This window comes from Symmachiella macrocystis (genome assembly GCF_007860075.1).
Taxonomy (GTDB): domain Bacteria; phylum Planctomycetota; class Planctomycetia; order Planctomycetales; family Planctomycetaceae; genus Symmachiella; species Symmachiella macrocystis.
Genome location: NZ_SJPP01000002.1, coordinates 895,213 through 917,905 on the forward strand (window position 1 = coordinate 895,213; position 22,693 = coordinate 917,905).

Annotated in this window: 16 protein-coding genes and 1 tRNA gene; 5 read left to right on the forward strand and 12 right to left on the reverse strand. The window is 55.3% G+C overall.

The window, feature by feature from the left end; translation table 11 throughout:
• Window positions 1-5 precede the first annotated feature (5 nt).
• The gene (locus tag CA54_RS21515; RefSeq protein WP_197532693.1) at window positions 6-1,343 is read right to left on the reverse strand and encodes a hemolysin family protein; all 1,338 of its coding nucleotides are present in this window, start codon (window positions 1,341-1,343) and stop codon (window positions 6-8) included.
• Window positions 1,344-1,717: 374 nt separating this feature from the next.
• On the opposite strand from CA54_RS21515, the gene CA54_RS21520 reads away from it, so the two are divergent.
• Complete coding sequence (locus CA54_RS21520; RefSeq protein WP_146373032.1) at window positions 1,718-2,647, forward strand: metallophosphoesterase; 930 nt, start codon at window positions 1,718-1,720, stop codon at window positions 2,645-2,647.
• 78 nt (window positions 2,648-2,725) lie between these two features.
• Here CA54_RS21520 and CA54_RS21525 read toward each other — a convergent pair whose 3' ends face one another.
• From CA54_RS21525 to guaA, 7 genes are all read right to left on the reverse strand, one after another.
• Window positions 2,726-3,445: a dioxygenase family protein gene (locus CA54_RS21525; RefSeq protein ID WP_146373033.1), complete on the reverse strand. Its 720-nt coding sequence runs from the start codon at window positions 3,443-3,445 to the stop codon at window positions 2,726-2,728.
• Between the two features lie 209 nt (window positions 3,446-3,654).
• Window positions 3,655-6,141: an ABC transporter substrate-binding protein gene (locus CA54_RS21530; RefSeq protein ID WP_146373034.1), complete on the reverse strand. Its 2,487-nt coding sequence runs from the start codon at window positions 6,139-6,141 to the stop codon at window positions 3,655-3,657.
• 509 nt (window positions 6,142-6,650) lie between these two features.
• The gene (locus tag CA54_RS21535) at window positions 6,651-9,815 is read right to left on the reverse strand and encodes an efflux RND transporter permease subunit (protein WP_146373035.1); all 3,165 of its coding nucleotides are present in this window, start codon (window positions 9,813-9,815) and stop codon (window positions 6,651-6,653) included.
• Window positions 9,812-11,104, reverse strand: coding sequence for an efflux RND transporter periplasmic adaptor subunit (locus CA54_RS21540; RefSeq protein WP_231963153.1), 1,293 nt, complete (start codon window positions 11,102-11,104; stop codon window positions 9,812-9,814). Before CA54_RS21540 ends, CA54_RS21535 begins: the two co-directional genes overlap by 4 nt.
• A 627-nt stretch (window positions 11,105-11,731) precedes the next feature.
• Window positions 11,732-11,805, reverse strand: a tRNA-Met gene (locus CA54_RS21545).
• A gap of 225 nt (window positions 11,806-12,030) precedes the next feature.
• Entirely contained in the window at window positions 12,031-12,624 is a 594-nt protein-coding gene (locus CA54_RS21550; RefSeq protein WP_146373037.1) for a hypothetical protein, read from the reverse strand.
• A 97-nt stretch (window positions 12,625-12,721) separates the two neighbouring features.
• Window positions 12,722-14,314: a glutamine-hydrolyzing GMP synthase gene (guaA, locus tag CA54_RS21555; RefSeq protein WP_146373038.1), complete on the reverse strand. Its 1,593-nt coding sequence runs from the start codon at window positions 14,312-14,314 to the stop codon at window positions 12,722-12,724.
• Between the two features lie 346 nt (window positions 14,315-14,660).
• On the opposite strand from guaA, the gene CA54_RS21560 reads away from it, so the two are divergent.
• The 4 genes from CA54_RS21560 (at window position 14,661) to CA54_RS21575 (ending at window position 19,118) form a co-directional block, all read left to right on the forward strand.
• A complete protein-coding gene (locus CA54_RS21560) occupies window positions 14,661-15,854 on the forward strand; it encodes a Re/Si-specific NAD(P)(+) transhydrogenase subunit alpha (protein ID WP_146373039.1) in 1,194 nt (397 codons plus the stop codon).
• A gap of 14 nt (window positions 15,855-15,868) precedes the next feature.
• Entirely contained in the window at window positions 15,869-16,150 is a 282-nt protein-coding gene (locus CA54_RS21565) for an NAD(P) transhydrogenase subunit alpha (RefSeq protein ID WP_145376177.1), read from the forward strand.
• Between the two features lie 4 nt (window positions 16,151-16,154).
• Window positions 16,155-17,552: an NAD(P)(+) transhydrogenase (Re/Si-specific) subunit beta gene (locus CA54_RS21570; RefSeq protein ID WP_197532694.1), complete on the forward strand. Its 1,398-nt coding sequence runs from the start codon at window positions 16,155-16,157 to the stop codon at window positions 17,550-17,552.
• A 243-nt stretch (window positions 17,553-17,795) separates the two neighbouring features.
• Window positions 17,796-19,118 (forward strand): MFS transporter, encoded by a 1,323-nt coding sequence (locus CA54_RS21575; RefSeq protein ID WP_146373040.1) that lies wholly within the window; start codon window positions 17,796-17,798, stop codon window positions 19,116-19,118.
• A gap of 108 nt (window positions 19,119-19,226) precedes the next feature.
• On the opposite strand, the gene CA54_RS21580 is transcribed toward CA54_RS21575, so the two are convergent.
• From CA54_RS21580 to holA, 4 genes are all read right to left on the reverse strand, one after another.
• Window positions 19,227-19,658, reverse strand: coding sequence for a hypothetical protein (locus CA54_RS21580; protein WP_146373041.1), 432 nt, complete (start codon window positions 19,656-19,658; stop codon window positions 19,227-19,229).
• A 184-nt stretch (window positions 19,659-19,842) separates the two neighbouring features.
• Window positions 19,843-20,133, reverse strand: a complete 291-nt coding sequence (locus tag CA54_RS21585; protein WP_146373042.1) for a hypothetical protein — start codon at window positions 20,131-20,133, stop codon at window positions 19,843-19,845.
• A gap of 326 nt (window positions 20,134-20,459) precedes the next feature.
• Window positions 20,460-21,548 carry a glycine cleavage system aminomethyltransferase GcvT gene (gene gcvT / locus CA54_RS21590; protein ID WP_231963154.1) on the reverse strand — a complete coding sequence of 363 codons (1,089 nt, stop codon included), beginning with the start codon at window positions 21,546-21,548 and terminating at the stop codon, window positions 20,460-20,462.
• Window positions 21,549-21,676: 128 nt separating this feature from the next.
• A complete protein-coding gene (gene holA / locus CA54_RS21595) occupies window positions 21,677-22,684 on the reverse strand; it encodes a DNA polymerase III subunit delta (protein ID WP_146373043.1) in 1,008 nt (335 codons plus the stop codon).
• Window positions 22,685-22,693 lie beyond the last annotated feature (9 nt).

Consider the following 22,693-nt stretch of genomic DNA (forward strand, 5'->3'; position numbering starts at 1 on the left):
TCGGCCTATTGCTCAGGAATCTGCGACGAATCTTGCGGCGGTTCAGAACTCTCAACCGGAGGACGCGTCACACGGACCAGCGCTGCCCAGTCGTCGCGAACTTCCACCACGTCGACGATAAATTCACCCAGTTCAATTCGGTCGCCCACGGAAAGCAATCGTTGAGCGCTATTCACCAGGACCCCGGAAAACGTATCAGCGTCGGTCACGTCCAGGGCGATTTTGAAATGGCGGCTGATTTCATCAACCGGTGTCGTCCCCAATACCAGCCACTCATTCGCCCCTTGTGAGACGATATTCGGTTCCGCATTATCGAATTCATCGTCCACTTCGCCGATGATCTGTTCCAACACGTTCTCCAACGTGACAATGCCGATCACCGTGCCGTATTCGTCGACGACAAACGCCAACAACTGGTGCGTTGCCTGAAAATGCCGGAGCAACTTGCTGATCGGCATGTTCTCGGGCACCTTGCGTGGAGGACGCATAATGGTGTTCCAGTCAAACGCGTCGTTGACTTCCAGCCCGACCAAATCCTTAACATGAATCACGCCCAACACTTCATCGAGCGAGTTATTGCAAATGGGGTAGCGCGTATGCTTCGTGCGACGGGCCAACTCGATGCACTGCCGAGGAGGATCGTTGATGCCAAAGAACTCCACCTCGACCCGCGGCACCATGATCCGTCGGCAGACCATATCGTCGAATTCAAACACCGCGTGCAACAGCCGGTGTTCCGCCCGGCTGAGATGTCCGCTCACATGCGATTGCCGCAACAGTGCGCGAATTTCATCCTCACTGTGCGGAGCATCGTGCTCCGAGACCCCTTCTAGCCCGACTTGTTTAAGCAATAACGCCGTCGAGACGTTCAGTGCCACCATCATTGGGTAAGTCAGCAAATAGAACCACTTCAACGGCAAGGCACACCACAACAACACTTGGTCGGCGCGACGAATGGCGAAGATCTTCGGTGCCTGTTCGCCAATGACCAAGTGCAACGAAGTGATCACACTAAACGCAATCACAAACGCGGTCGTGTGCAGCACCGCTTCTGAGTGAATCCCCAATGTTTCCAGCAGAGGACGCAATAAGTGTGCGAAGGCCGGTTCGCCCACCCAGCCCAAAGCGAGCGAGGCCATGGTGATGCCCAACTGGCAGGCCGACAGTGCCCCTTCCATGCGTTCCACCAGCCATTGCCCCGTTCGCGCAAAGGGGCGCCCGGCTCGCACTAACTCGTCCACCTGACCGCCACGAACTTTCACCAACGCAAACTCCGCAGCCACAAAAAATCCGTTAAGCAGCACTAACGCAATCGCGATGAGAATCTCTATGACATCCTGCATCCACATTTCTATTTTCCTACGTGTCCATTTTTAAGGTGCCTACGCCGACGGCGCGAAAACCGCGGACGGTGTCGTGAGTTGGCCGAGCGGTCGATAATTCTGGATGATTCCACGCTACAACATCCCTCCCATTGAGGAAATGTGCCAGCGATCTCAACCGAATAAACATACTCATCCGCGGGCGGATTATAACGTTCCTCCGTAGGACATGGTACTCGCTCCGCATTCTACAACCGCAAAAATGGGCCGTCCCGGGTGGTATTTGCAGGACATTCCTAGACAGTCTACGATCGGCCTAGTGACAAATAGGGCCGTCCCTTCACCTGCGGGGGCGTGAAAAACAGACTTAGAATCTCGGGAAACGCGATTGCACCATGTACGACATTATCGGCGACATCCACGGGTATGCGGACGAATTGATCAAACTTTTAGAGGAGCTGGGATATAACCGCCAACGCGGATACTACGCACATCCGCAGCGAACGGCGGTCTTCGTCGGCGACTTCATCGACCGTGGTCCGCAAATCCGCGAAGTGCTGCAGATTGTCAGACCGATGGTCGAATCCGGGAGCGCCCGAGCGGTGATGGGAAATCACGAATTCAACGCAATTGCCTGGAGTACGCCCCACCCGGCCGATCCGCACCGCTACCTGCGTGAGCACAGCGATAAAAACAACGGTCAATTCGCCGCGACCTGCAAGCAACTCACCGACGACGAACGTGCCGAGGCCATCGACTGGTTTCGGAAGCTACCCATGTGGCTGTCGCTGGAGGGGATCAACGTCGTGCACGCCTGCTGGCAACCCAGCCACCACGCGACAATCACAGCGGCGCTCAAGCACTATGGCGGAGTCACGACGGATTTCATGGTCGATGCCACCAACAAGGGCTCGGACCTTTATCTAGCCGTCGACGATGTGCTCAAAGGCAAAGAATTCCCCCTGCCCGAGGGGATCACCTACCGGGACAAGGACGGCAACCTCCGCACCAACGTCCGCGTCCGCTGGTTTGAATCGCCAGAAGGCAAAAGCCTCCGCGATTACGCCCTCCCCCCTGCCCCGCTCGCCCCCGACACACCACTGACAACCGCCATGGTCGACACCCGCGCCGTCTACGCCGCCGATTCACCACCCGTCTTTCTAGGACACTATTGGCTATGGGCCGACCGCCCCAGCCGCCTAGCCACGAACGTCGCCTGCGTCGACTACAGCGTCGCTAAGAACGGAATCTTATGTGCCTACCGTTGGCATGGGGAACAGGAACTTGCTGACGAGAATTTCGTCTGTGTGGCGAGCCGGTCGTGAGCGATGGTTAATGGGGATTTACCTACGCCTTCGGTGTATAGACAGATACGATCCCCTTGCCGGTCAAGCCGTAACGTCCTAACGACCACGCTGGCCTCGGTACTGAGGTTTTCCGATGCCTGCTTTCAAGCTACCGTCTTCCAACTCTTCGGTGGTGACTCCCAGAATGATGTCAAAGTTAGCGGCCAGTTCGCCAATTTTGGAATCGGGAATTGGTTTGAAGTCGACCAGCACCGTGTCGCGGGACTGTTGATCGATTCTGCGAAACAAGCCGTCGCTTTTGTTCTGTTTTTCGCCTTTGATGAGCATCTGCGTGGTGAAAATCCGCCTGCCGTTTTTGCTAACGCCAAAGTGAATGTGCGGCGTCCGTCCGGGATACGGAACCGGTCTGACGGTGCGGAAATAATACTGCCCCTTCGCATCGGTCAAAAACCGTCCGTAACCTTGAAAATTCGTGTCCCGATTCCCGGCCCCCGCCGAATCGGTATGGATGTAGACACCGTTGTGATCGACCTGCCAGATTTCCACAAACGCATTGCGAATCGGCGAGCCGCTAGCGGTGAGGATGCGGCCTGATAGATGCGTAATATCACCGATCGCCGGCGTGATTGCATCGTTGACCACCAACAGGTCGTTGTCGGTATCCAACGGCATTTTGTCCGGATAGAACGGGCCTTCGCCCATTTTGGCCGTCACCGCTAATTCTTCAGCAAACAGTCCCGGTACAGAAAACGAAACCGCACCGAACGCCAACGTACTCAACACGCCACGGCGTGTCGGTTTCCAAAGTGACGACATAAGACTTCTCCTGAATGGCGTTGGGGGAACCCTTGTTCCGTGATCGTGATACTTTATAAACACCGACGAAGGCTTATTGTTCCGCAAGAAAGTCTGAATCGGCCAATCCATATCGGCCGACAGGTTTCAGTCTTCTTATCAAAACGAAAACGATCGCCGCGAATTCACTAATTGCTGCAAATATGAAAGCAGAGCGGACTGCGGTGCTCCTATTCTAAATCGAACGATTCAAACTCTCCCTCTTTGGTGAGGCGAGTTCCCCACACTCGATCTGATGCCTGGTGTCGTGAGGGACTGAAGGAAAGCAACGGGCCGATCCCGATGTCGAGTTTGTTGATGCGGTGCAAAGCATCGATCAATGTTTCCGTGGTCAAATCCGGTCCCGCCAACTGCAGACCTTCTGTGAAGATTTTTGCGGCAATAAATCCTTCCAGCGATACGAACCCCGGCTCATATTCCGGATTATATTTTTGCAACAGCCGGCGATATTCCAACACCCCGGTGGCATTGGACATAAACGGCGGAACAACCTGAGTCACGATGACTCCTTCACCGTCCGCCGGTCCGTTTTCACGGAATTCCTCGGCAATAGCGCGGCTGCCGACAAACGAGACCGCGCCGAACACCATGTCCGGTTTCGCAGCCTTCACCCGTTTGACGAACCGGGCTGCCACCTTGTAGGTCGAGACCATAACGATGGCGCGTATCTCGTTCTTGTCATCAACAATCGTAGAAACCGCTTCGTCTATGTTAAACCGATTGCGGTCATAGCCAACACGCAGCAGTTGATCGACATCGATACCATACCCCTTCACCGCACGGGCAACGCCCGCAAACCCATCGTCACCAAAGGCATCATTCTGCGCGAACACAGCAATCTGTTCCGGGGGGATGCGGAGCGTCTCGACAAAATACTTGACCAGCGCCGCTGTCTCGTCTTGGTAACTGGCCCGATAGTTAAAGATATACCGGTCCGGCGGATCTTCGCGGAGCAAACTGGCGCCAGTGAGCGGCGAGAAAAACAGATGCCCATTCTGGCTGGCAAAAACCGACGTCACATTGGCCGTGGGCGTGCCAACGTTTCCAATCACCGCAAAGACCTTACGGTCCTCGAAAAGCTGCTTCATGTTTTCTAGCGATTTATCGGGATCATACCGGTCATCCAGCACCGTGAGTTCGATCCGGCGGCCGTGTACCCCTCCCGCATCGTTGACGCTATCGAAGTAGCTCTTCATCCCGATGACCATATTCCGGCCCAGTTCTTCGTTGGGCCCATTGAAAGCGGTCGTCGTTCCCAAATGAATCGTATCGGCCGTAACGCCGCGGAAAGTCGGGACGTTCTGATTGGCATTTTCAGCGACAACGTTGCCGTTCTCCGTATTGAGGCCGTCGTCCGATCGGTCGTTGAACAAACCGCTCAAGGCGAAAAGCACAGCCAACGCAGCGACCACCATTGCCCCACCGGCGGCGATCTTCCAAGGAAAGGGTTTCGCCGCTGGTTCCTCTGGGGCTGCAACGGGCGGGGGTGCTTCTTCGGAAAGCAGAGCAGCTAAATCCTTACGCAACTCTGCCGCCGATTGATAGCGATCTTCCGGTCGTTTGGCCATCGCTCGCTGAATGATCCGATCACAACCGGCCGGAACTTCCGGATGTTTTTCGACCACGCTTGGCACGGGTTGATTGCAATGTGCGAACATCACCTGCAATTGCGTGCCGCTCTCTGTAAACGGCGGATGCCCGGTGAGTAGGTCAAAATAGGTGGCGCCCAATGAATAAATGTCAGACAGTGGGTTGATCTCACCGGCGCTGCACTGTTCGGGACTCATAAAATCCGGCGTGCCCAGAATCGTCCCGTGCTGCGTTAAGGCCTTCTCGGAATCCTGGTCAGATTTCGCCAAACCAAAGTCCAACAGCTTCACCGTCGATTCGACGGTGAGCATTATATTCTGCGGCTTGATGTCGCGATGAATCAGGCCTTGGGAGTGCGCAGCAGTCAAGGCGTCGCAACAATCCATGGCGATTCGCGTTGCCAGTTTCCAGTCCAAGAATCCGCGCGTCGACTTTTTGAGCACCTCGCTGAGATCATCGCCCGGGACCTTTTCCATGACAACGTAATAAGCACCTTCGACCTCCAAAACGTCATAAATACCGACAATATTCGGATGGTGCATCGCTCCGGCTGTCTGCGCTTCTTGCAGCAGCCGCGACAAGGCATTTTCATTGGTGGAGTGCTTCGAACTCAACAGCTTGATGGCGACTTCACGACGAATCACCGAGTCGTAGGCACCGAAGACAATCCCCATCCCGCCAATGCCGAGGACCGAACGGATTTCGTACTTCCCCAACATTTCGCCGACAGCAATATCGACTTCGGTACTCCCCAAGTCGGGTTCCCGTTTCGACCCCTCCGTGACAATCGTATCGTCAATCGCACTGAAGGCGGCGGAGATGGTTGGTTGATCTGCTGGAAATCGCTGGATGTAGTCGGTGGGCGAGGGATTTTCGCCCAAGCTTCTGCGCCGCCGCAAGTCGGCATTGATCAGTTCCGCGAGCACTTCCCGGCGAACATCCTCAGGCGCACGTTTCGCATAGTCTTCCAGATTGGGCCGCAAGCCGGCTTCCCAATCGTCTTGAAACTCGCGAAGTATCGCCGTCGCAGCCACATCTCGTTCTCGAGCTGAATCCGATTCTGTCACTGGATGTTCCTTCGGTCGTTCCTAGCGCAGTGTCCTGACAACCCACAGGATAAGGCATCCAGAAACCTGCGGGAAGCCTGATATGCTTGTACCAATCACGACTAGAAACCAACCTCAGCGTCACAAGCCTTAGCTAATATCCTCTGTAATTATTCGTGCGACTAACGTTTTAATGTTTCGTCTGTTGCGAAGATTTGCATTTCCAAAAAAGAAACCACGAAAGCAACGAAAGACACGAAATCGACATTAGGAATGACGGCAGTCGCAAAATACATGAGATGACTGTTTGCGGGAGCAACCTTCTGTGCCTTTTTCGATACAATTGGTCTGACAGGCAAGGTTCTAGCCACGGAGGACACGGCCTAGCCGTGCTGAATGCTTCGCGTCTTTTGTGATTTATTTTTCACTTGGGGAACAAGCTAAAGTTTTGCATGTGCCGCCATAACTTTGGACGTTCGTTCTACGAAGCCGGTCCGGAAATCGTTGTCCGATGACAACATCGCAAAATGTCACTTCGGCTTAGCGAATCGCCGGAGGACGACATAGAACACCGGCGTCAAGAACAGTCCGAATATGGTGACGCCCAACATGCCGCTGAACACAGCGGTCCCGAGGACACGACGCATTTCAAATCCAGCACCGGTGGCAATCAGTAAAGGAATCACACCGAGGATGAAAGAAAATGCCGTCATCAGAATGGGACGTAACCGCATACGACAGGCATCGACCGCAGCTTGAAACCGGTCTTTGCCGGCGTCTTCTTCGGCCTTCGCGAACTCGACAATCAAAATCGCGTTCTTGCAAGCCAGGCCGACGAGCACGATAAAACCAATCTGCGTCAAGATGTTGTTGTCCATGCCCCGCATCCAGATACCGACAATCGCAAACAGCAAGCAAAGCGGCACGATCAAAATGATCGCCAGCGGCAACAACCAGCTTTCGTACTGCGCCGCCAAGGTTAGAAATGCGAACAGCACCGCCAGCGGAAAGAGAAACAGCACCGTATTGCCGGCCTGTTTTTCTTGATAGGACAGTTCGGTCCAAGCATAGCCAAAGCCCGGCGGCAGGTCCTGGTCAGCTAGTTTTTCCATGGTCTCCAGCGACTGGCCGGTACTAAAGCCGGGCAGTGTCGCTCCGTTGATGTCGGCCGAAGGATACAAATTGAAACGGACCAGACGATCCGGCCCAACGGTCCGTCGGACCTCCACTACCGAGCCGAGCGCGATACTAGTCCCCTGGGCACTGCGCGTTCGCAATCGCAGAATGTCACTCGGTTCATCCCGGAATTCCGGCTCCGCTTGAGCGGTCACGCGATACGTCCGCCCCAGCAGATTGAAATCGTTGACGTACGCCGATCCAAGATACACCTGCAAAGCTTCGAAGACATTGCTCATCGGAATGTCCAGCATCTGTGCCTTCGTCCGATCCACATCAGCGTAAATCTGAGGGACGCTAAGACGGAAGTTGGAAAACACCTGCACTAGTCCCGGTTGTTGATTGGCGTCAGCAACCATCTGATTAGTGACTTGACTCAGTGCGTCGAGGCCGGCGCCGCTCTGATCCTGCACGTACATTTTAAAACCACCGCCACGACCGATTCCACGAACCGGTGGGGGAGGGATAACGAACACTTCGGCCTCGTTAATCTCACTCACGGCCATCCGCATATCGGCAGCAATCGTTTCGGCCCCCCGCCCGCGTGCAGCGCGCTCTTTAGCGTCTTCCAAAGGAAGAAATGTCACCGCCGCGTTGGGACTGATGGTAAACGTCGAGCCCGACAGCCCCACAATTCCCACGGCATGGGCCACTCCATCCATCTGACTGCCAATTGCCGCCACCCGTTTTGTGACTTCGTCCGTTCGTGCCAATGAGGCCCCGTCTGGAAGACGAATGCTGACAATCAAATAGCCTTGATCCTGCTGCGGAATGAATCCCGTCGGCACCATCCCAAAGCTATACCAGGTACATCCCAGCAATAAGGCATACACGAGCAAAGAAAATACGGAAACACGGATCAGCCGCGACACCATGCCAGCATATGCGTTGCTTGTGAAATCAAAACCACGATTGAACCACCGTGACGGTCGCGACAAGAGTCGAGAAATTCGCCGCGAGAATCCAGAGCGGGGCTTCGCATCGCCTCCTTCGGCGGACTCCTGTTCTTGGTTTCTTGGTTTCAGCAACAAAGCACACAGTGCCGGTGTCAACGTCAATGAAACAAACGTCGAAATCGCCGTCGATATCGAAATCGTCAGAGCGAACTGCTGGTAAAACTGCCCACTGATACTGGAAACAAACACGGTCGGAACAAACACCGCAATCAACACCAATGTCGTTGCAATCAGTGCAGAACCGACTTCGTCCATCGCCTTATGTGCCGCTTCGCGCGGTGACAGACCCTCGCCAATCAGCCGCTCGACGTTCTCGACCACCACGATCGCATCATCCACGACGATGCCGATCGCCAGTACAAGACCAAACAACGAAAGGGTATTCAGCGTCACTCCCAACGACTGCATGGCCGCAAAAGTACCGATCAATGAAATCGGAATGGCAACCACGGGAATAATAGTCGGCCGCCAGTGGTGCAAAAACACAAACACCGTCAGCACCACCAATGCCGTGGTGATCAATAACGTGACGAACACTTCATTGATGGACTCTTCCACAAATTCCGTGGGATTGTAGGCAATCTCATAGCCAATCCCTTGGGGAAAGTCCTTCTGCAGACCGGCCATCGTCTGCTTCACTTCTTCAGCCGTATCGACAGCGTTCGTGCCGGGACGCTGGTAAACCAACACGGCAACGGCTGGCTTTCCGTCGAGGTAACTCAACCGAGAATAATCCTGAGCGCCGAGTTCAACACGAGCCACATCGCTCAATCGCGTCACACGACCATTCTCGCTTCGCTTGACGATAATGCTACCGAATTCCTCCGTCTCCTTCAGACGCCCCTGAGTCGTGACGTTTAACTGAAATGCGCCGGTCTCACTGGTGGGAGGCTGTCCGATAACCCCGGCCGCCACCTGCACATTCTGTTGACGAATCGCCTCCACAACATCGCCAGCCGTCAGGTCGACATGCGTCATCTTTTCAATGTCCAACCAGACGCGCATCGCATATTCATTACCGCCAGCGATACGGATATCACCCACTCCGTCCAGCCGCATCAACGCATCGCGAATCTGCAGAAAGGCAAAGTTGCTGATATACAAGTTGTCGCGACTTTTATCCGGCGAAGTTAGGTGCACCACCATCAACATGTCTGGAATCTGCTTCCGCGTCGTCACACCAATTTGCCGCACCGCTTCGGGGAGTCGCGCTTCGGCAACCGCCACACGGTTCTGCACCAACACCTGCGCATCATCCAGGTCCGTGCCGAGCTTGAACGTGACGGTCAACTGCATAGTGCCGTCGGCACTGGACGACGACTCCATGTAAAGCATGTCGTCGACACCGTTCATTTCCTGCTCGATCGGTGTGGCAACCGTGTCGGCAATCACCTGGGGAGTCGCGCCGGGAAAGCTGGCGCGGACCACGATTGTTGGCGGAACGACGTTGGGATACTGCGATACCGGCAGCGAGAAATAGGTGAGCCCTCCGACCAGCAAAATCAGGAACGAAAGCACCGTGGCGAAAATGGGGCGTTCAATAAAAAAGTGTGGAAATTTCACTGCGAGTTGCCTCCTTGATCCGCTTGCTGATTGAGGCGCGAAACCTCTGATGCCGGCAAGGGATCCGGCGAGGGGGAGATCCACTCATCCGGGGGAAGCGGCGCATATTGGTCCGGCAATCCATCCTCGATGACTTCGATTTCACCCGCTTTGGTTTTTACAGCCATCTCTGGCCGCGCTTGCAACAAGCCCTCGATCACCAGCGATTCGCCTCCACTGAGACCCTCGCGAACAACACGCAATCCATCGACAATCGGACCTAGCTTGACCCCCCGACGCTCAATCACGCCATCAACGACGATATAAACATATTGAGAGGCCTGATCGGTACCAATCGCCGAATCCGGTATGAGCACCGCTTCGTACGACGCGCTGCCGGGAATACGAATCCGCGCGAACATTCCCGGCACTAAGACGAAATCGTCATTGGGAAATACGCACCGTGCCCGCATCGTCGCCGAGTTCGTATCGAAGCGATTGTCAACAAAATCCATATGCCCGAGATGCGGAAAAGCAGTTTCGTCGACCAGCCCCAGATACACCGGATTCTTGGCCTCGCGGGAACTGGTCCGCGTACCCGCTTGGTCCAACCGCACATACTTCAGCACCTCTTGTTCGTTAGCATCGAAGGTGCAATAGATCGGATCGACTGAAGCAATGGTCGTCAATAAAGTCGACGTCGCGGTTCCCCCACTCACAAGGTTACCTTCCGTGACATTCTCACGGCTAATCCGTCCGCTAACCGGTGCGCGAATGCGCGTGTATTCCAGATTCAACTCTGCTGTTTCAACTTCCGCCTTCGCCGACTCAACGGTTGCCATTTCGGTTGTAATAGCAGCTTCCGCAGAAGTAATCCCCGCCTTGGCCCCTTCAAGATCCGCTTCTGCTTCAAGATTCGCCGACTCATCTTGATCCAGGTCGGCTTGTGTAATCGCATTTTGTGATTTCAATTGCCGCGTCCGCTTAACACGGGCATTGGCCAGTTGCAGCCGCGCGTCGGCTTGCAACTTCAATGCCTTTGCGACCGTCAATTGTGCCCGCGACTGTTGCAACCCCGATTCCGCCTGACGCAAAGCAGCCGAGGCTCGATTCAACTCCGCTTGATAAGGACGTGGGTCAATGACAAACAACAGATCGCCTTCGTTGACGACCTGCCCTTCATCAAAGTGAATCGTCTCCAGATAACCACTGACACGAGCGCGTACTTCCACGAAGTCGACCGCTTCAAGCCTCCCCGTGTAAGCGTCCCACTCGACAATTTGCTTCCGTACCGGCTGAGCGATCGTCATGTTCGGCACAGGGGCCTGCTGCGGCTCCGCCCCTCCCTGATTGCACCCCAAGGCCCCAGCGCAGAGAGCCAAAAGTCCGACAAGTTGGATTGACGGGCATTGAGTTTGGATTTTCAATGTACTAGTGTCCTCGTGATTGAAAAACGACCTGCGGAGTGACAATTTGCTGCGAGGACTGCCGCACAAACCGGCCCAGCAACTTAGTAAGCTAGCTAATAATTGACACAACATCTATTTTCACGTATCTTATCCTCGCAAGCAGGACTAGACAAGACGCCGAACGTCCGTCCCTCGCAAGAATTCAATAAGAAATCGCAACCCGAGTCGCTGAAACACAGAACAAGCCGGATCGTTTTGTGTTCAATCGACTTGCCGCAAAACCTTTGGTGGACAGAAATAAACGCCCCCACGCCCCCCCCCTGCACACCATTTTAGACAGGATCCACCGCATCAAAGTTCGCAAAGCTGATGCACGCAGCAACGGCCATTCAATTCCAAGCAGCGAACCCAGAGCACCATCACAACTGTCCAAAGCCCCCACACCCGGCGCACAAAAAAACGCCCCAGTGGCAATAATTGCCAACAGAGGCGCAATGACCGAACGGTTGAATTGGACAGTGCAAAAAATAGCGGTGGAGGGACTCGAACCCCCGACACGCGGATTATGATTCCGCTGCTCTAACCAACTGAGCTACACCGCCAAAATCAGATTTTGCCGACCGAATCGCGGGTGCACTGGGGCACCGTTTGGTCGGAAGAGAGTGGATATTATCGACTTGAGACGGACGCTTCAACACTACGGGACCAATTCTTAATCCTCAGATTCCTAGGCTCCGCCGTTCGCGGTCGACCATCTCCTTTTATCCGAAAAACCGGTTGTCCACACGTCCACTGCTAAGACACAACAATGAAAGGACGGGTTCTTGTCAATTTCCGCGCAGACCGGTCGAGGAAAGATCGCTACGGAAATCTGTTTCGGCGATCTCCGCAAACAAGTCCGCAAACGCTACCGGCAGCTGGATATCGCTGAGTGTGGCGAATTTGTTGCCGACGACGCGGCCGGCGACTAAAAATCTGCAGCCCTGGTCGCGGATCGTCGACAGAGCGTTGTGCATCTGGGCTGTGCTCGCCTCATAAAATCGAGGATTTACGATGCGCACAGCGGTGTCGATGCCCACGATGAACGTGGTTTCGGGCAGCAGCGCTGCTTTTTGCACAAACGTGGGAGCTGCCGTGATTGCTAGGACAGACTTTTCGAACTGTCGGCTGCGGGCGAGCATCTCCCCGTGCGGTAGCGACGGTTTATCGACGTTGTGTGCTGATAACTCATATCCAACTGCGCCGACCAATAACCGTTCAGCGACGGTCCGTAACTCGCGATGACCGTTATGCAGCGGATTAAACGCCCCGCACAACAAACCGGCGGGCCGCACGTCGATGTCCACGACGAATCGATCATCGGTCGACGACCAAACGACCTCCCGCGTTCCGGAGAGTAGTTCGTGTAACAAGTATTCCATGGCAGATCACGAAATTGTCGCCGCTATTTTCATGCGGCGCTGCTTACGACGGCGAAGCCATCGGTTTGGGACTGGCCACTAGCCACCGGCCACGTGCCTACTCCCACTCAATCGTACTGGGAGGCTTAGAACTAATATCATAAGTCACGCGGTTCACACCGCGGACGTTGTTAATGATGCGTGTCGAGATGCGGCCTAGCACTTCATAAGGCACGTGGAACCAGTCGGCCGTCATGAAGTCATCGGTGGCGACCGCGCGGACAGCGATCACGTCGTCGTAGGTGCGGTCGTCGCCCATGACCCCCACGCTTTGTATCGGCAACAGCACGGCAAAGGCTTGTCGAACCTCGCGATAAAGGCCCGCTTTGGTTAGTTCGTCAATCACGATCGCGTCGGCTTCGCGCAATGTTTCCAAACGTTCTTTGCGGACTTCCCCCAAGCAGCGGACCGCCAAACCGGGACCGGGGAACGGGTGCCGCCAGACCATTTCTTCAGGCAAATTGAGTTCCAACCCCATCGCACGCACTTCGTCTTTGAACAGATCCCGCAGTGGTTCAATCAATTCAAAGCCCAATTCCGCCGGCAATCCACCAACGTTGTGATGCGCTTTGATGGTGGCCGCCGGACCGTCGGGATCGGCGCCGCTTTCGATCACATCGGGATACAAAGTTCCTTGCGCGAGGAATGTCGCATCGGGAATGCTTTCCGCTTCTTTGCGAAACACGTCGATGAACAACTTGCCGATGATCTTGCGTTTCCGTTGCGGATCGGTGACACCGGCCAATTCCTTGAGGAACAATTCCTCGGCACGAACCACATGCAAGTCGGTCTTGAAATGGTCTTGAAAACACGTCACGACCGATTCTGCTTCTCCCGCTCGCAGTAGGCCGTTGTCAACCAGAATGCACGAAAGCTGCGAACCGATCGCTTCGTACAACAACGCGGCCACGACGGACGAATCGACGCCGCCCGATAACCCGCAAATGACGCGGTTGTTCCCCACGCGTTCCCGCAGCAATTCGACTTCTTGCTGGATGAACTCACTCATCCGCCAGCCGCCGGTACAGCCGCAAATCGTGCGGACGAAATTGCCCAACAGTGTGCCGCCATGTTCCGTGTGCGTAACCTCCGGGTGGAATTGCAGCCCGTAGATTTCTCGCGTGTGATGTTTGACGGCGGCGAACGGGCACGTGTCGGTGGTCGCCAGTGCTGTGAAGTGGTCGCTTAGATCCTGGACCTGATCGCCATGGCTCATCCAGACAATGGACTCTTCGGGGACCCCGGCAAAGAGATCCCCCCCCTCGACTACGTGGCAAGCCGTCCGGCCGAATTCACGGTGCTGGCCGGGTGAAACTTCGCTTCCCTGCGATCGACAGGCGAGTTGCATGCCGTAGCAAATGCCCAAGATGGGTATTTCCAGGTCAAAAATCGCCGGATCGGGTTGTGGCGAGTTTTCGCCGTAGACGCTCGCCGGACCGCCCGAAAGGATCAATCCGCGCGGATTGAGTTCGCGAATGCGTTCGACCGTCAGGTCATGCCGCACGATTTGGCAGAAAACGTGTTGTTCGCGCACGCGACGGGCAATTAATTGTGCCGTCTGCGACCCGAAATCCAGGACCAGAATCACATCCTCGTCCTCGCGCGTCGCACCAATCGGAGTGCTTTGCGCCGCTGTACCTTGTCCGTTCATCCTGTGTCCCGCTAAATCCTTGGCAATGCCGGTGAGAGCGAAAAGGGAAAACCCACATTTTTGCAGGTGCTGAGTCGGAAATCAATTGGTTAAGTGCCGAAGGAGGTCCGCCGAGCCGTTTTCACGAACTCAGGCGGTCGTATTGTGCCTTTTGAGCTCTTCTTTCATTGACGGTTCAGGAGTTCTGGGGCCCTTAGGCGAAGGAAAATGCGACTAGCAGCCCCTCTGACGGGCAACGCCCTTTGCGCGCCCAACCGGCAAGGTTTCCCTGGCTGTCTCTCGACGTTAGCATACGGCGAATGGATGCCATGACGCTCTGCAGCGATTGAGAGGACACCTTCAGATCATGTTAGCACAAGGTTCAGGTCTAACCGTTGGAGCTGTGCGAGAGAGTTTCCCTGGCGAACAACGTGTTGCCATCGTGCCGGCAGCGGTCAAGACGTTTGCCAAGTCGGGATTGCAAACCGTTGTCGAAGCGGGTGCCGGACAGGCGGCCGGATATACGGATGAGCAATACGCCGCTCAAGATGCGTCGGTCGAACAAGATCGTGCCGCCGTGTTTGCCGCAGCTGATGTGCTCCTGCAGATACGCGGCGGTGGAGGAAATCCGGAGTTTCTCGATGCAGATTTGGAACTCCTGCGCCCCGGACAGGTCCTGATCGGCGCTTACGATCCGCTCTCTGATCCGGAATCGATTGTCCGTTTGGCTGAACGAGGCGTGAGTTGCTTTGCTTTGGAATTCTTGCCGCGAATCACTCGCGCGCAGTCGATGGACATCCTGTCCTCGATGGCGACGATCGCCGGCTACAAAGCCGGGTTGTTGGCGGCGGCGGCGCTGCCTCGGATGTTTCCGATGATGATGACGGCTGCCGGCACCATCACACCGGCGCGCGTGCTGATCATTGGCGCGGGTGTCGCAGGACTACAGGCGATCGCCACAACCCGCCGCTTGGGAGCCGTCGTCAGCGGTTACGACCTGCGCCCCGCCGTCCGAGAAGAAGTGGAAAGCCTCGGCGCTCAATTCGTCGAATTGCCGTTGGAGTCGGGCGAAGCAGCCGAGTCCGGAGGCTACGCACGCGAAAAGGACGAAGAATTCTATCGTAAACAACAAGAATTGATGCACCGCGTCGTTGCAGAAAGTGATGTCGTGATTTCCACGGCAGTGGTGCCCGGCGCCAAAGCTCCGGTGCTGATTACTCCTGAAATGGTAGAAGCGATGGCGGCCGGTTCAGTGATCGTGGACCTAGCTGCTGAGCGGGGTGGAAACTGTGCCCTGACAACACCGGGTGAAACCATCACGCATGGAGGAGTCACGATCATTGGCGAAACGAATTTACCGTCCATGATTCCATATCATGCGAGTCAAATGTTCGCCAACAACGTCGCCAGTTTTTTGCAGGCGCTTCTCAACGAGGAGGGTCAATTAGAGATCAATCTCGAAGACGAAGTGATTCGAGAGACACTCGTCTGTCGCGATGGTCAAGTCACCCACCCCCGCATGCGGGAACGACTCGGCCTTGCGCCCCTGGAATCCAAGTAGGGAGAGAATCACAGATGGAAATACTGGTCATCGGCCTCACGATTTTCGCATTAGCATCATTTGTCGGCTTTGAGGTCATCACCAAAATCCCCGCGACATTGCACACCCCGTTGATGTCCGGTTCGAATGCGATTTCGGGAATCATCCTCACCGGAGCCGTGATTGCTGCCGGATCCGAAAAATCTACGACCGCCACGGTGCTCGGATTCATAGCCGTCATCCTGGCCACCGTGAATGTTGTGGGTGGTTTTTTTGTAACGCACCGCATGCTGGCCATGTTTCGGAAAAAGGATTGAGAACGTGTCGAACGAAGCGCTGGATGCTTTCATTAATTTTGCATATTTGATTGCCGCGATCTTTTTTATCGTGGGACTCAAGGGGCTGACACACCCTCGGACTGCGGTGCGGGGAAACTATCTAGGCGGCACAGGCATGCTGATCGCCGTAGTGGCGACGCTGCTGCATCGCGATATCGTCGATCCCAAGCTCATATTTGCGGGCATTGCCATCGGGGCGGTGATCGGCGGGGTTTTGGCCGTTAAAATCGACATGAAGGTCGTCCCACAATTGGTAGCGACCTTTAACGGTTTCGGCGGAATCGCTTCGGTATTCGTGGCCGGCGCCGAAGCAGTTCGCGATACGGAGTCTGAGGTGGTTGCCACACAGACGTTAGTGGCACTGGTCGCCTCGGGAATCATTGGCGCGGTAACGTTTTGGGGGTCGCTGGTCGCCATTGGCAAGTTCAGCGAGTTGGATTTTCTGGATCGCCTGAAATTCCCCGTAGGGCAATGGCTGAATGCCTTTCTCGCCCTGCTGCTACTCCTTCCCGCCGCTTGGTGCATCAACGGGACGCAACCGGTTATGGCCTACTGGCTGGTGGTATTGGTCGCTTCGATCCTGGGTGTCTCACTGGTAGTGCGAATCGGGGGCGCCGATATGCCGGTCGTCGTGGCGTTGTTGAATTCGCTCTCCGGCTTGGCCGCGGCTGCGACGGGATTTGTACTGCAGAATAATATCTTGATCATCACCGGGGCGTTGGTCGGTGCGTCGGGTTTGATTTTGACGCAGATTATGTGTCGCGCCATGAATCGCACGCTTGTGAGTGTGTTGTTCACCTCATTTGGAACGGATGGGTCCTCCTCGCAAGATGACGCGGGCTTGTATGCGACGACCAAATCGACCAGCGCCGACGAAGTGGCGATGATGCTGGATACCGCGCGACGAGTGGTGATTGTGCCGGGATACGGCATGGCGGTCGCTCAAGCGCAGCACGCGGTCCGCGACCTGTCCGATCTGCTGGAGTCCCGTGGCATCACTGTCGAATTCGGCATTCACCCCGTTGCCGGACGTATGCCGGGCCACATGAACGTTCTGTTGGCCGAAGCCAATATCCGCTACGACCAAATGCTGGAAATGCAGAAAATCAATCCGACACTGGCACAGGTCGACATGGTGATCGTGATCGGCGCCAATGACGTCGTCAATCCATCGGCCCGCACTGATCCCAGCTCCCCGATTGCCGGCATGCCCATCATCGATGTCGACAAGGCCCGCACGGTGGTCGTCATCAAACGCAGCCTCAGCCCGGGTTTCGCCGGAATCGCCAACCCGCTGTTCGCCGCTGAAAACACGCTGATGCTATTTGGAGACGGTCGACAGGCAGTCCAGGATCTCGTCGCGGCGATTGAAGAGGGGTGATACTGGTATTTTTACCAATTCTCCCGCTTTTTTAAGCAAAACAGGCTCGCCTTGCAGAGCGCCCAACGAAAAACTTGGCCAATTCCACTTTTCTTGTTCCGTCGTCGTGCGTAAGATTGGACAGGACCGGTACATAACGGTTCTCACCTTCCTACCGAGCGCCCCGAATCACAGTGTACTCGCAGCTGATTCCGCTCGAATTCTTGCCCGGAAAGCCTACGGCGCGATGATCGCGCCCGAAAAATGAACACCGATACGACAGCTGAATTACATCCCGACCCTCCCGCTACTATCTACAATCGAACATTCTGGACCTGTTACGTCTCCAATGTGCTGTTGGTGACTGCCAATGCGCTGACGTTCCGATTTGCCGAGTTTGTCGCATTTTTAGGGGGCGATGAAGCTACCGCTGGAGCGATTGTCGGTGTCGGCATGCTGGCGGCTGTCATTTGTCGGTTCGGAATCGGGCAAGCCATCGACCATTACGGCACGCGGCTGCTTTGGCGGTTGTCCTCGGTATGCTTGGCGATCAGCAGCCTGCTGTTTTTGGCTCCTGACCAACTGAGTTGGACCATCTATCCCGTGCGGATTTTGTTCGCCGTCAGCATGGCTTGCATGTTTTCCTGTTCGATCGTTTACGTCCAAGGAATCGTACCCGCCCACCGTCGAACGGAAGTCATCGCCAGCCTGGGAAGCAGCGGTTTCGTTGGCATGATTATCGGCCCCTTGGTGGGAGACTTGGTCTTCACCACCCTTCCCTCCGGTTGGCCGCAGTTCTCCGCTTTATTTGGGACCGCCGCCGCATTGTCGACTGCGTATTTCTTGATTGTCTACCGTCTCACTCAGAATGATCGCCATACCCAACCCCCGCAAAGCATTGCCGCCCACAAGCTATTGATTCAATACTGGCCCGGTCAAATTTTACTGATTGCCGTGGTGCTGGGAGCGGCGTTGACGATTCCCACCGTGTTTCTCACCCGCTATGCAACGCATTTGGGATTAGCAGGCATCGGCACGTTTTTCTTGGCCTACGCCGGCTGCGCATTCACCTGCCGTGTCTTAGCCGCTCGCTGGATGGAATTGATCGGGTTGCGCCGCGTGATTTTGATCGGCATGGCCGCTTTGGGCAGCGGACAACTGCTGTTGTTGCTCGTCAGTAAAGAATGGCACTTTTTGCTACCGGCCGCCGTCTGCGGCGTGGGACACGCACTGTTGTTTCCAGTGGTCGTCTCGGTCGGTTCGGGCTGTTTCCCGCTCGCCAATCGCGGCACGGGGACCACGTTGATTTTGGGATTCACCGAAGTGGGCATCTTCATTGCTGCCCCCGTGTTGGGAATGATCATCGACGAATTCGGATTCGCGACGATGTTCACAGCAACCGGTATCACGACCTTGGCATTCGGTGCGGTCTATTTTTTGTCGACGGAACAAGAGCGCGAAGTCGTTGCCGACGAACAGAACGCCGCCGCCCCATATTCAACCGCAGAAGATCCGATCGCCGCGCCGACCACAGCTGCCAAAACCCCCTGTGGAGAGCCGGTCACCTCAGTCTGCCGGTCCGCTTAAGCCAGCGCACAGTATCTGTCGCAGGGAACTAAACGGCCGACGACGCGTTTCTTCAGCACCATCTGCTGCCGGCGCTCGACTTGACCCCACCGTTCTATGGGATCAATGCTAGTTTGCCGGAGCACCGCCTTCTGGTGCTGGTTGTTCGCCGATATAAAAGACATCGTCCACCAGGCCGTCTTCTCCATGCGAACCGTAGTAGACGTAAATCTCCCGATTCTGTATCAAGCCCTTGAATTCGTACCGGTCCATTCGTTCCGCCAACAATTTATTCGCGCCGATTTTATCATTTTTCTCATGAATGGAGTGGCCGGTCACAAGTTTGGCTACGTCTTCGTCCGTCAACGATTCGCCACTCTCTTCGGCAGCCTGAAACGCATCCATGACTGCTTGGTAATTGCTGTTGTAGGTCGATCGGGCCTTAAACTCATAGAACGCGAGGCCGACGAGAATGAGAATCCCACCCCAGATAATCGCCATTTCAACCGGCGACCGGGATTTGGAACTGCCTGACTTTTTCCTGCTTCGCGAATTGCTCATCGTGCTGCTTCTAGTTGGACGGTGCAAAAAAAGGGTAACAGCGAATCATGCAACAGCTCCGTCGACGCCAGACGTGCAGTTGGGCCATGGGTGCCGCAGGCAATGAACGAAGATGCTCTTGTCTGCGCAGCGCCGCACCTTTCTACCCGGAGAAACTTCCGCAGGGAACGAATCATTCACGGATTCATTTGTTGGTCTTGGGCCGTGGACGATGTATCCCGCCTTCGACTTCTTTGACCACTTCAGCCAAAATGGCCGGATCCGCCTGAGCGACAACATGATCGACACGGCTTTGGGGAACTCCCAATCGTAACATCGTTTCGCTAGCCTTTTCCCACAAGGTCGCGCGCTTCTTTTTGCCTTCCGCCAGAAAAAGATTTGTGACCAACTCGCTCAAGCGCTGCTGGTCAATTTGCTCTCGATTGTCGTAAAACCGTTTAATGACTTTTTGTTGATATTTAGAGCGGTCAGCCATGGAATGTTCTTTCGCGTCGCCAATTTAGAAATCATCATGATTTCGGCTTCCTTGAATCAAGGAAGCCGCAAGGAAATCCCCAGGCGGATCGCCATCGCCCGCCGGGGACCGTTTAGGTTACCAATATCGGTTCGAGAATTCGAGAAGTTTGGCCCCAAGGCTGCGCGTTTTCTCCTCACGCAAGATCAGGCAATTCTCTTGTGATCCGGCAAATTTCATGACCTTTTTCGATTTTGCCGATCAGCGGCGAGTTGGAGACCTGTATAGGCCTCGCCGTGCACCACACGAACTATGCCACCGCTGGTGTCGATGGATGACAGGATTCCTTACGGTTTTGAACGCCGATAAAACGGCAAAGCGACGACGGTCGCCAATGCCCGCTTTCCACGAATGTCGACTTCAAGCACTGTACCGACATCTGACCGCGACTGGTCAATGTAGCCCATAGCAATCGATTTTTGCAGCGTAGGCGAGAACGTTCCGGAAGTGACTTCTCCGATTTTAGCGTCCCCTATCAGTAATTCAGCACCTTCGCGGGCAATGCGGCGGCCTTCCAGCTCTAAGCCTACGCGTTTACGCCGGTCCGTAATTTCTTTGGCGGCAGCCAGGGCCGGTTGGCCGATGAAATCACCGACATCCAATTTCACAGCGAATCCCAACCCCGCAGTGTAGGGATCGATCTGTTCATTCAGCTCATGCCCATACAACGGCATGGCGGATTCTAAACGAAGCGTGTCACGGCACCCCAGTCCGGCCGGAAGCAACCCCTGCTCTTTCCCGTCAGCAATCAACGTTTCCCACAATTCCACTGCTTGTTCGTTGCTGACAATCACCTCGAACCCATCTTCGCCGGTGTAACCGGTGCGGCTGACCAGCCCGGGATGCCCCAACACTGACGTTTCAACCGCGGTGTAGTATCCCATTTCGGCAAGATCGACTCCCACGTGTGGGGAAAGGATCTCTAAGGCCAGCGGGCCTTGGATCGCCAGCATGAATTGCTGTAGTGTTGCATCGTCGACTTCCACGTCGAAGCCTTCACGAAAGTTTTCGATCCAACTGACAATTTTTTCGCGATTCGAAGCATTGACCACGAGTAGATAGAAATCCGGAAACCGATACACCAGCACATCGTCTAAAATACCACCCGCGTCATTGGTGACGAGCGCATAACGCACTTGGCCGACTTCCATCGAAATCACGTCGTTGGTGACGATCGAATCCAACACCACCGCCGCATCGGGTCCGCGAAAATAAATGCGTCCCATGTGTGCAATGTCGAACACCCCCGCTGCTTGCCGGACGGCGTTATGTTCATCGATGATCGTCGAATACTGCACGGGCATATCCCAGCCCGCAAAGTCGACCATACGGCCTCCGGCAGCAACATGCCAAGCATGACAAGCGGTTTCATTCACAACGAGATTCCATTTCGTTTAAGTTCTTTTAATCGACGATGCCAAGATAAATCACTGGAGAGTGATCGTCAACGCGACGGCGATGATCGTTACCCGGTAACGCCGTCTCGTCGCCCTTTTCAAAACACTCAAGTGCCCGCGCGACCACCCAACCGCAACAGCAACTGCTCCAACACCGCCCGCTCGGACAAAGCGCTGCTTCCCTTGAGGTCCATATCCGCGTCCGCTAGCCAACCGTAGATCTTCTCCGCACGGGGGCGGCCGATTCTCCGCATATAGGAGACGATCTTCCCCACGACAAATGGTTGCATTCCCGTCGACTTGAGCGCATCGGCCAACGGCATACCGTGCCGGGAAATCTCCGTCGCCTTAGCGATGCGGCGATACGTATAATTGATGCCCCCCAACAACTTCATGGGAGCTTCCCCAGCGGCCAAAAGTTTATCCAACAATCCGATCGCCTGTCCGACATGGCCATCGCGAACTGCATCCAGCATGGCCCAGGTCGTCTCCGCGCGCCACCCCCCGACCAGAATCCGCACCGCTTCAGCGTCAATGTTTTCAGTCTCACCGACATACGTCGACAGTTTGTCCAACTCGGTGTCCAACTGCGCCAAACTGGTTCCGGCCAGTTCGACCAAGATCTGCGCCGCTGGGCCGTCAATGGTCTTGCCATACTTCTGCCGCGCGTGGGCGGAAATCCACCGCGGCACTTGCGCCGGCTTGAGCGCTGCGCAATTGATGTCCAATCCGACCTTGGCAACTTTCTTGGCTAGCTTTGTATTCTTGGGCCAAGACTTGAGATCTAAAACTAGCACCGATTTTTTCGCCGGTTTGTCGAGATACTTTTCCAAACCAGCGCGATAGCTCGAGACAAATTCGTCCGCAGTCTCGACGATCACCAACCGGCAATCGCTCCACATCGACACCGTGCGCAGTTCGTCCAACACCCGCACCAATTCGGCATCATTGCCGGTAAAGCGGGTGGGTAGCGCATCTTCGTCTTCGTGCCCCAAAACCTGATCGGCAACCACCTTGAGCGCCGCCGATTTCAGGTATTGCTCCGCTCCATAAATTGCAACTACGGTTCCGTGATCTTGCTTGGCCGGAGATTTCAGGTATTCAATCGCATCCATATTATTTCT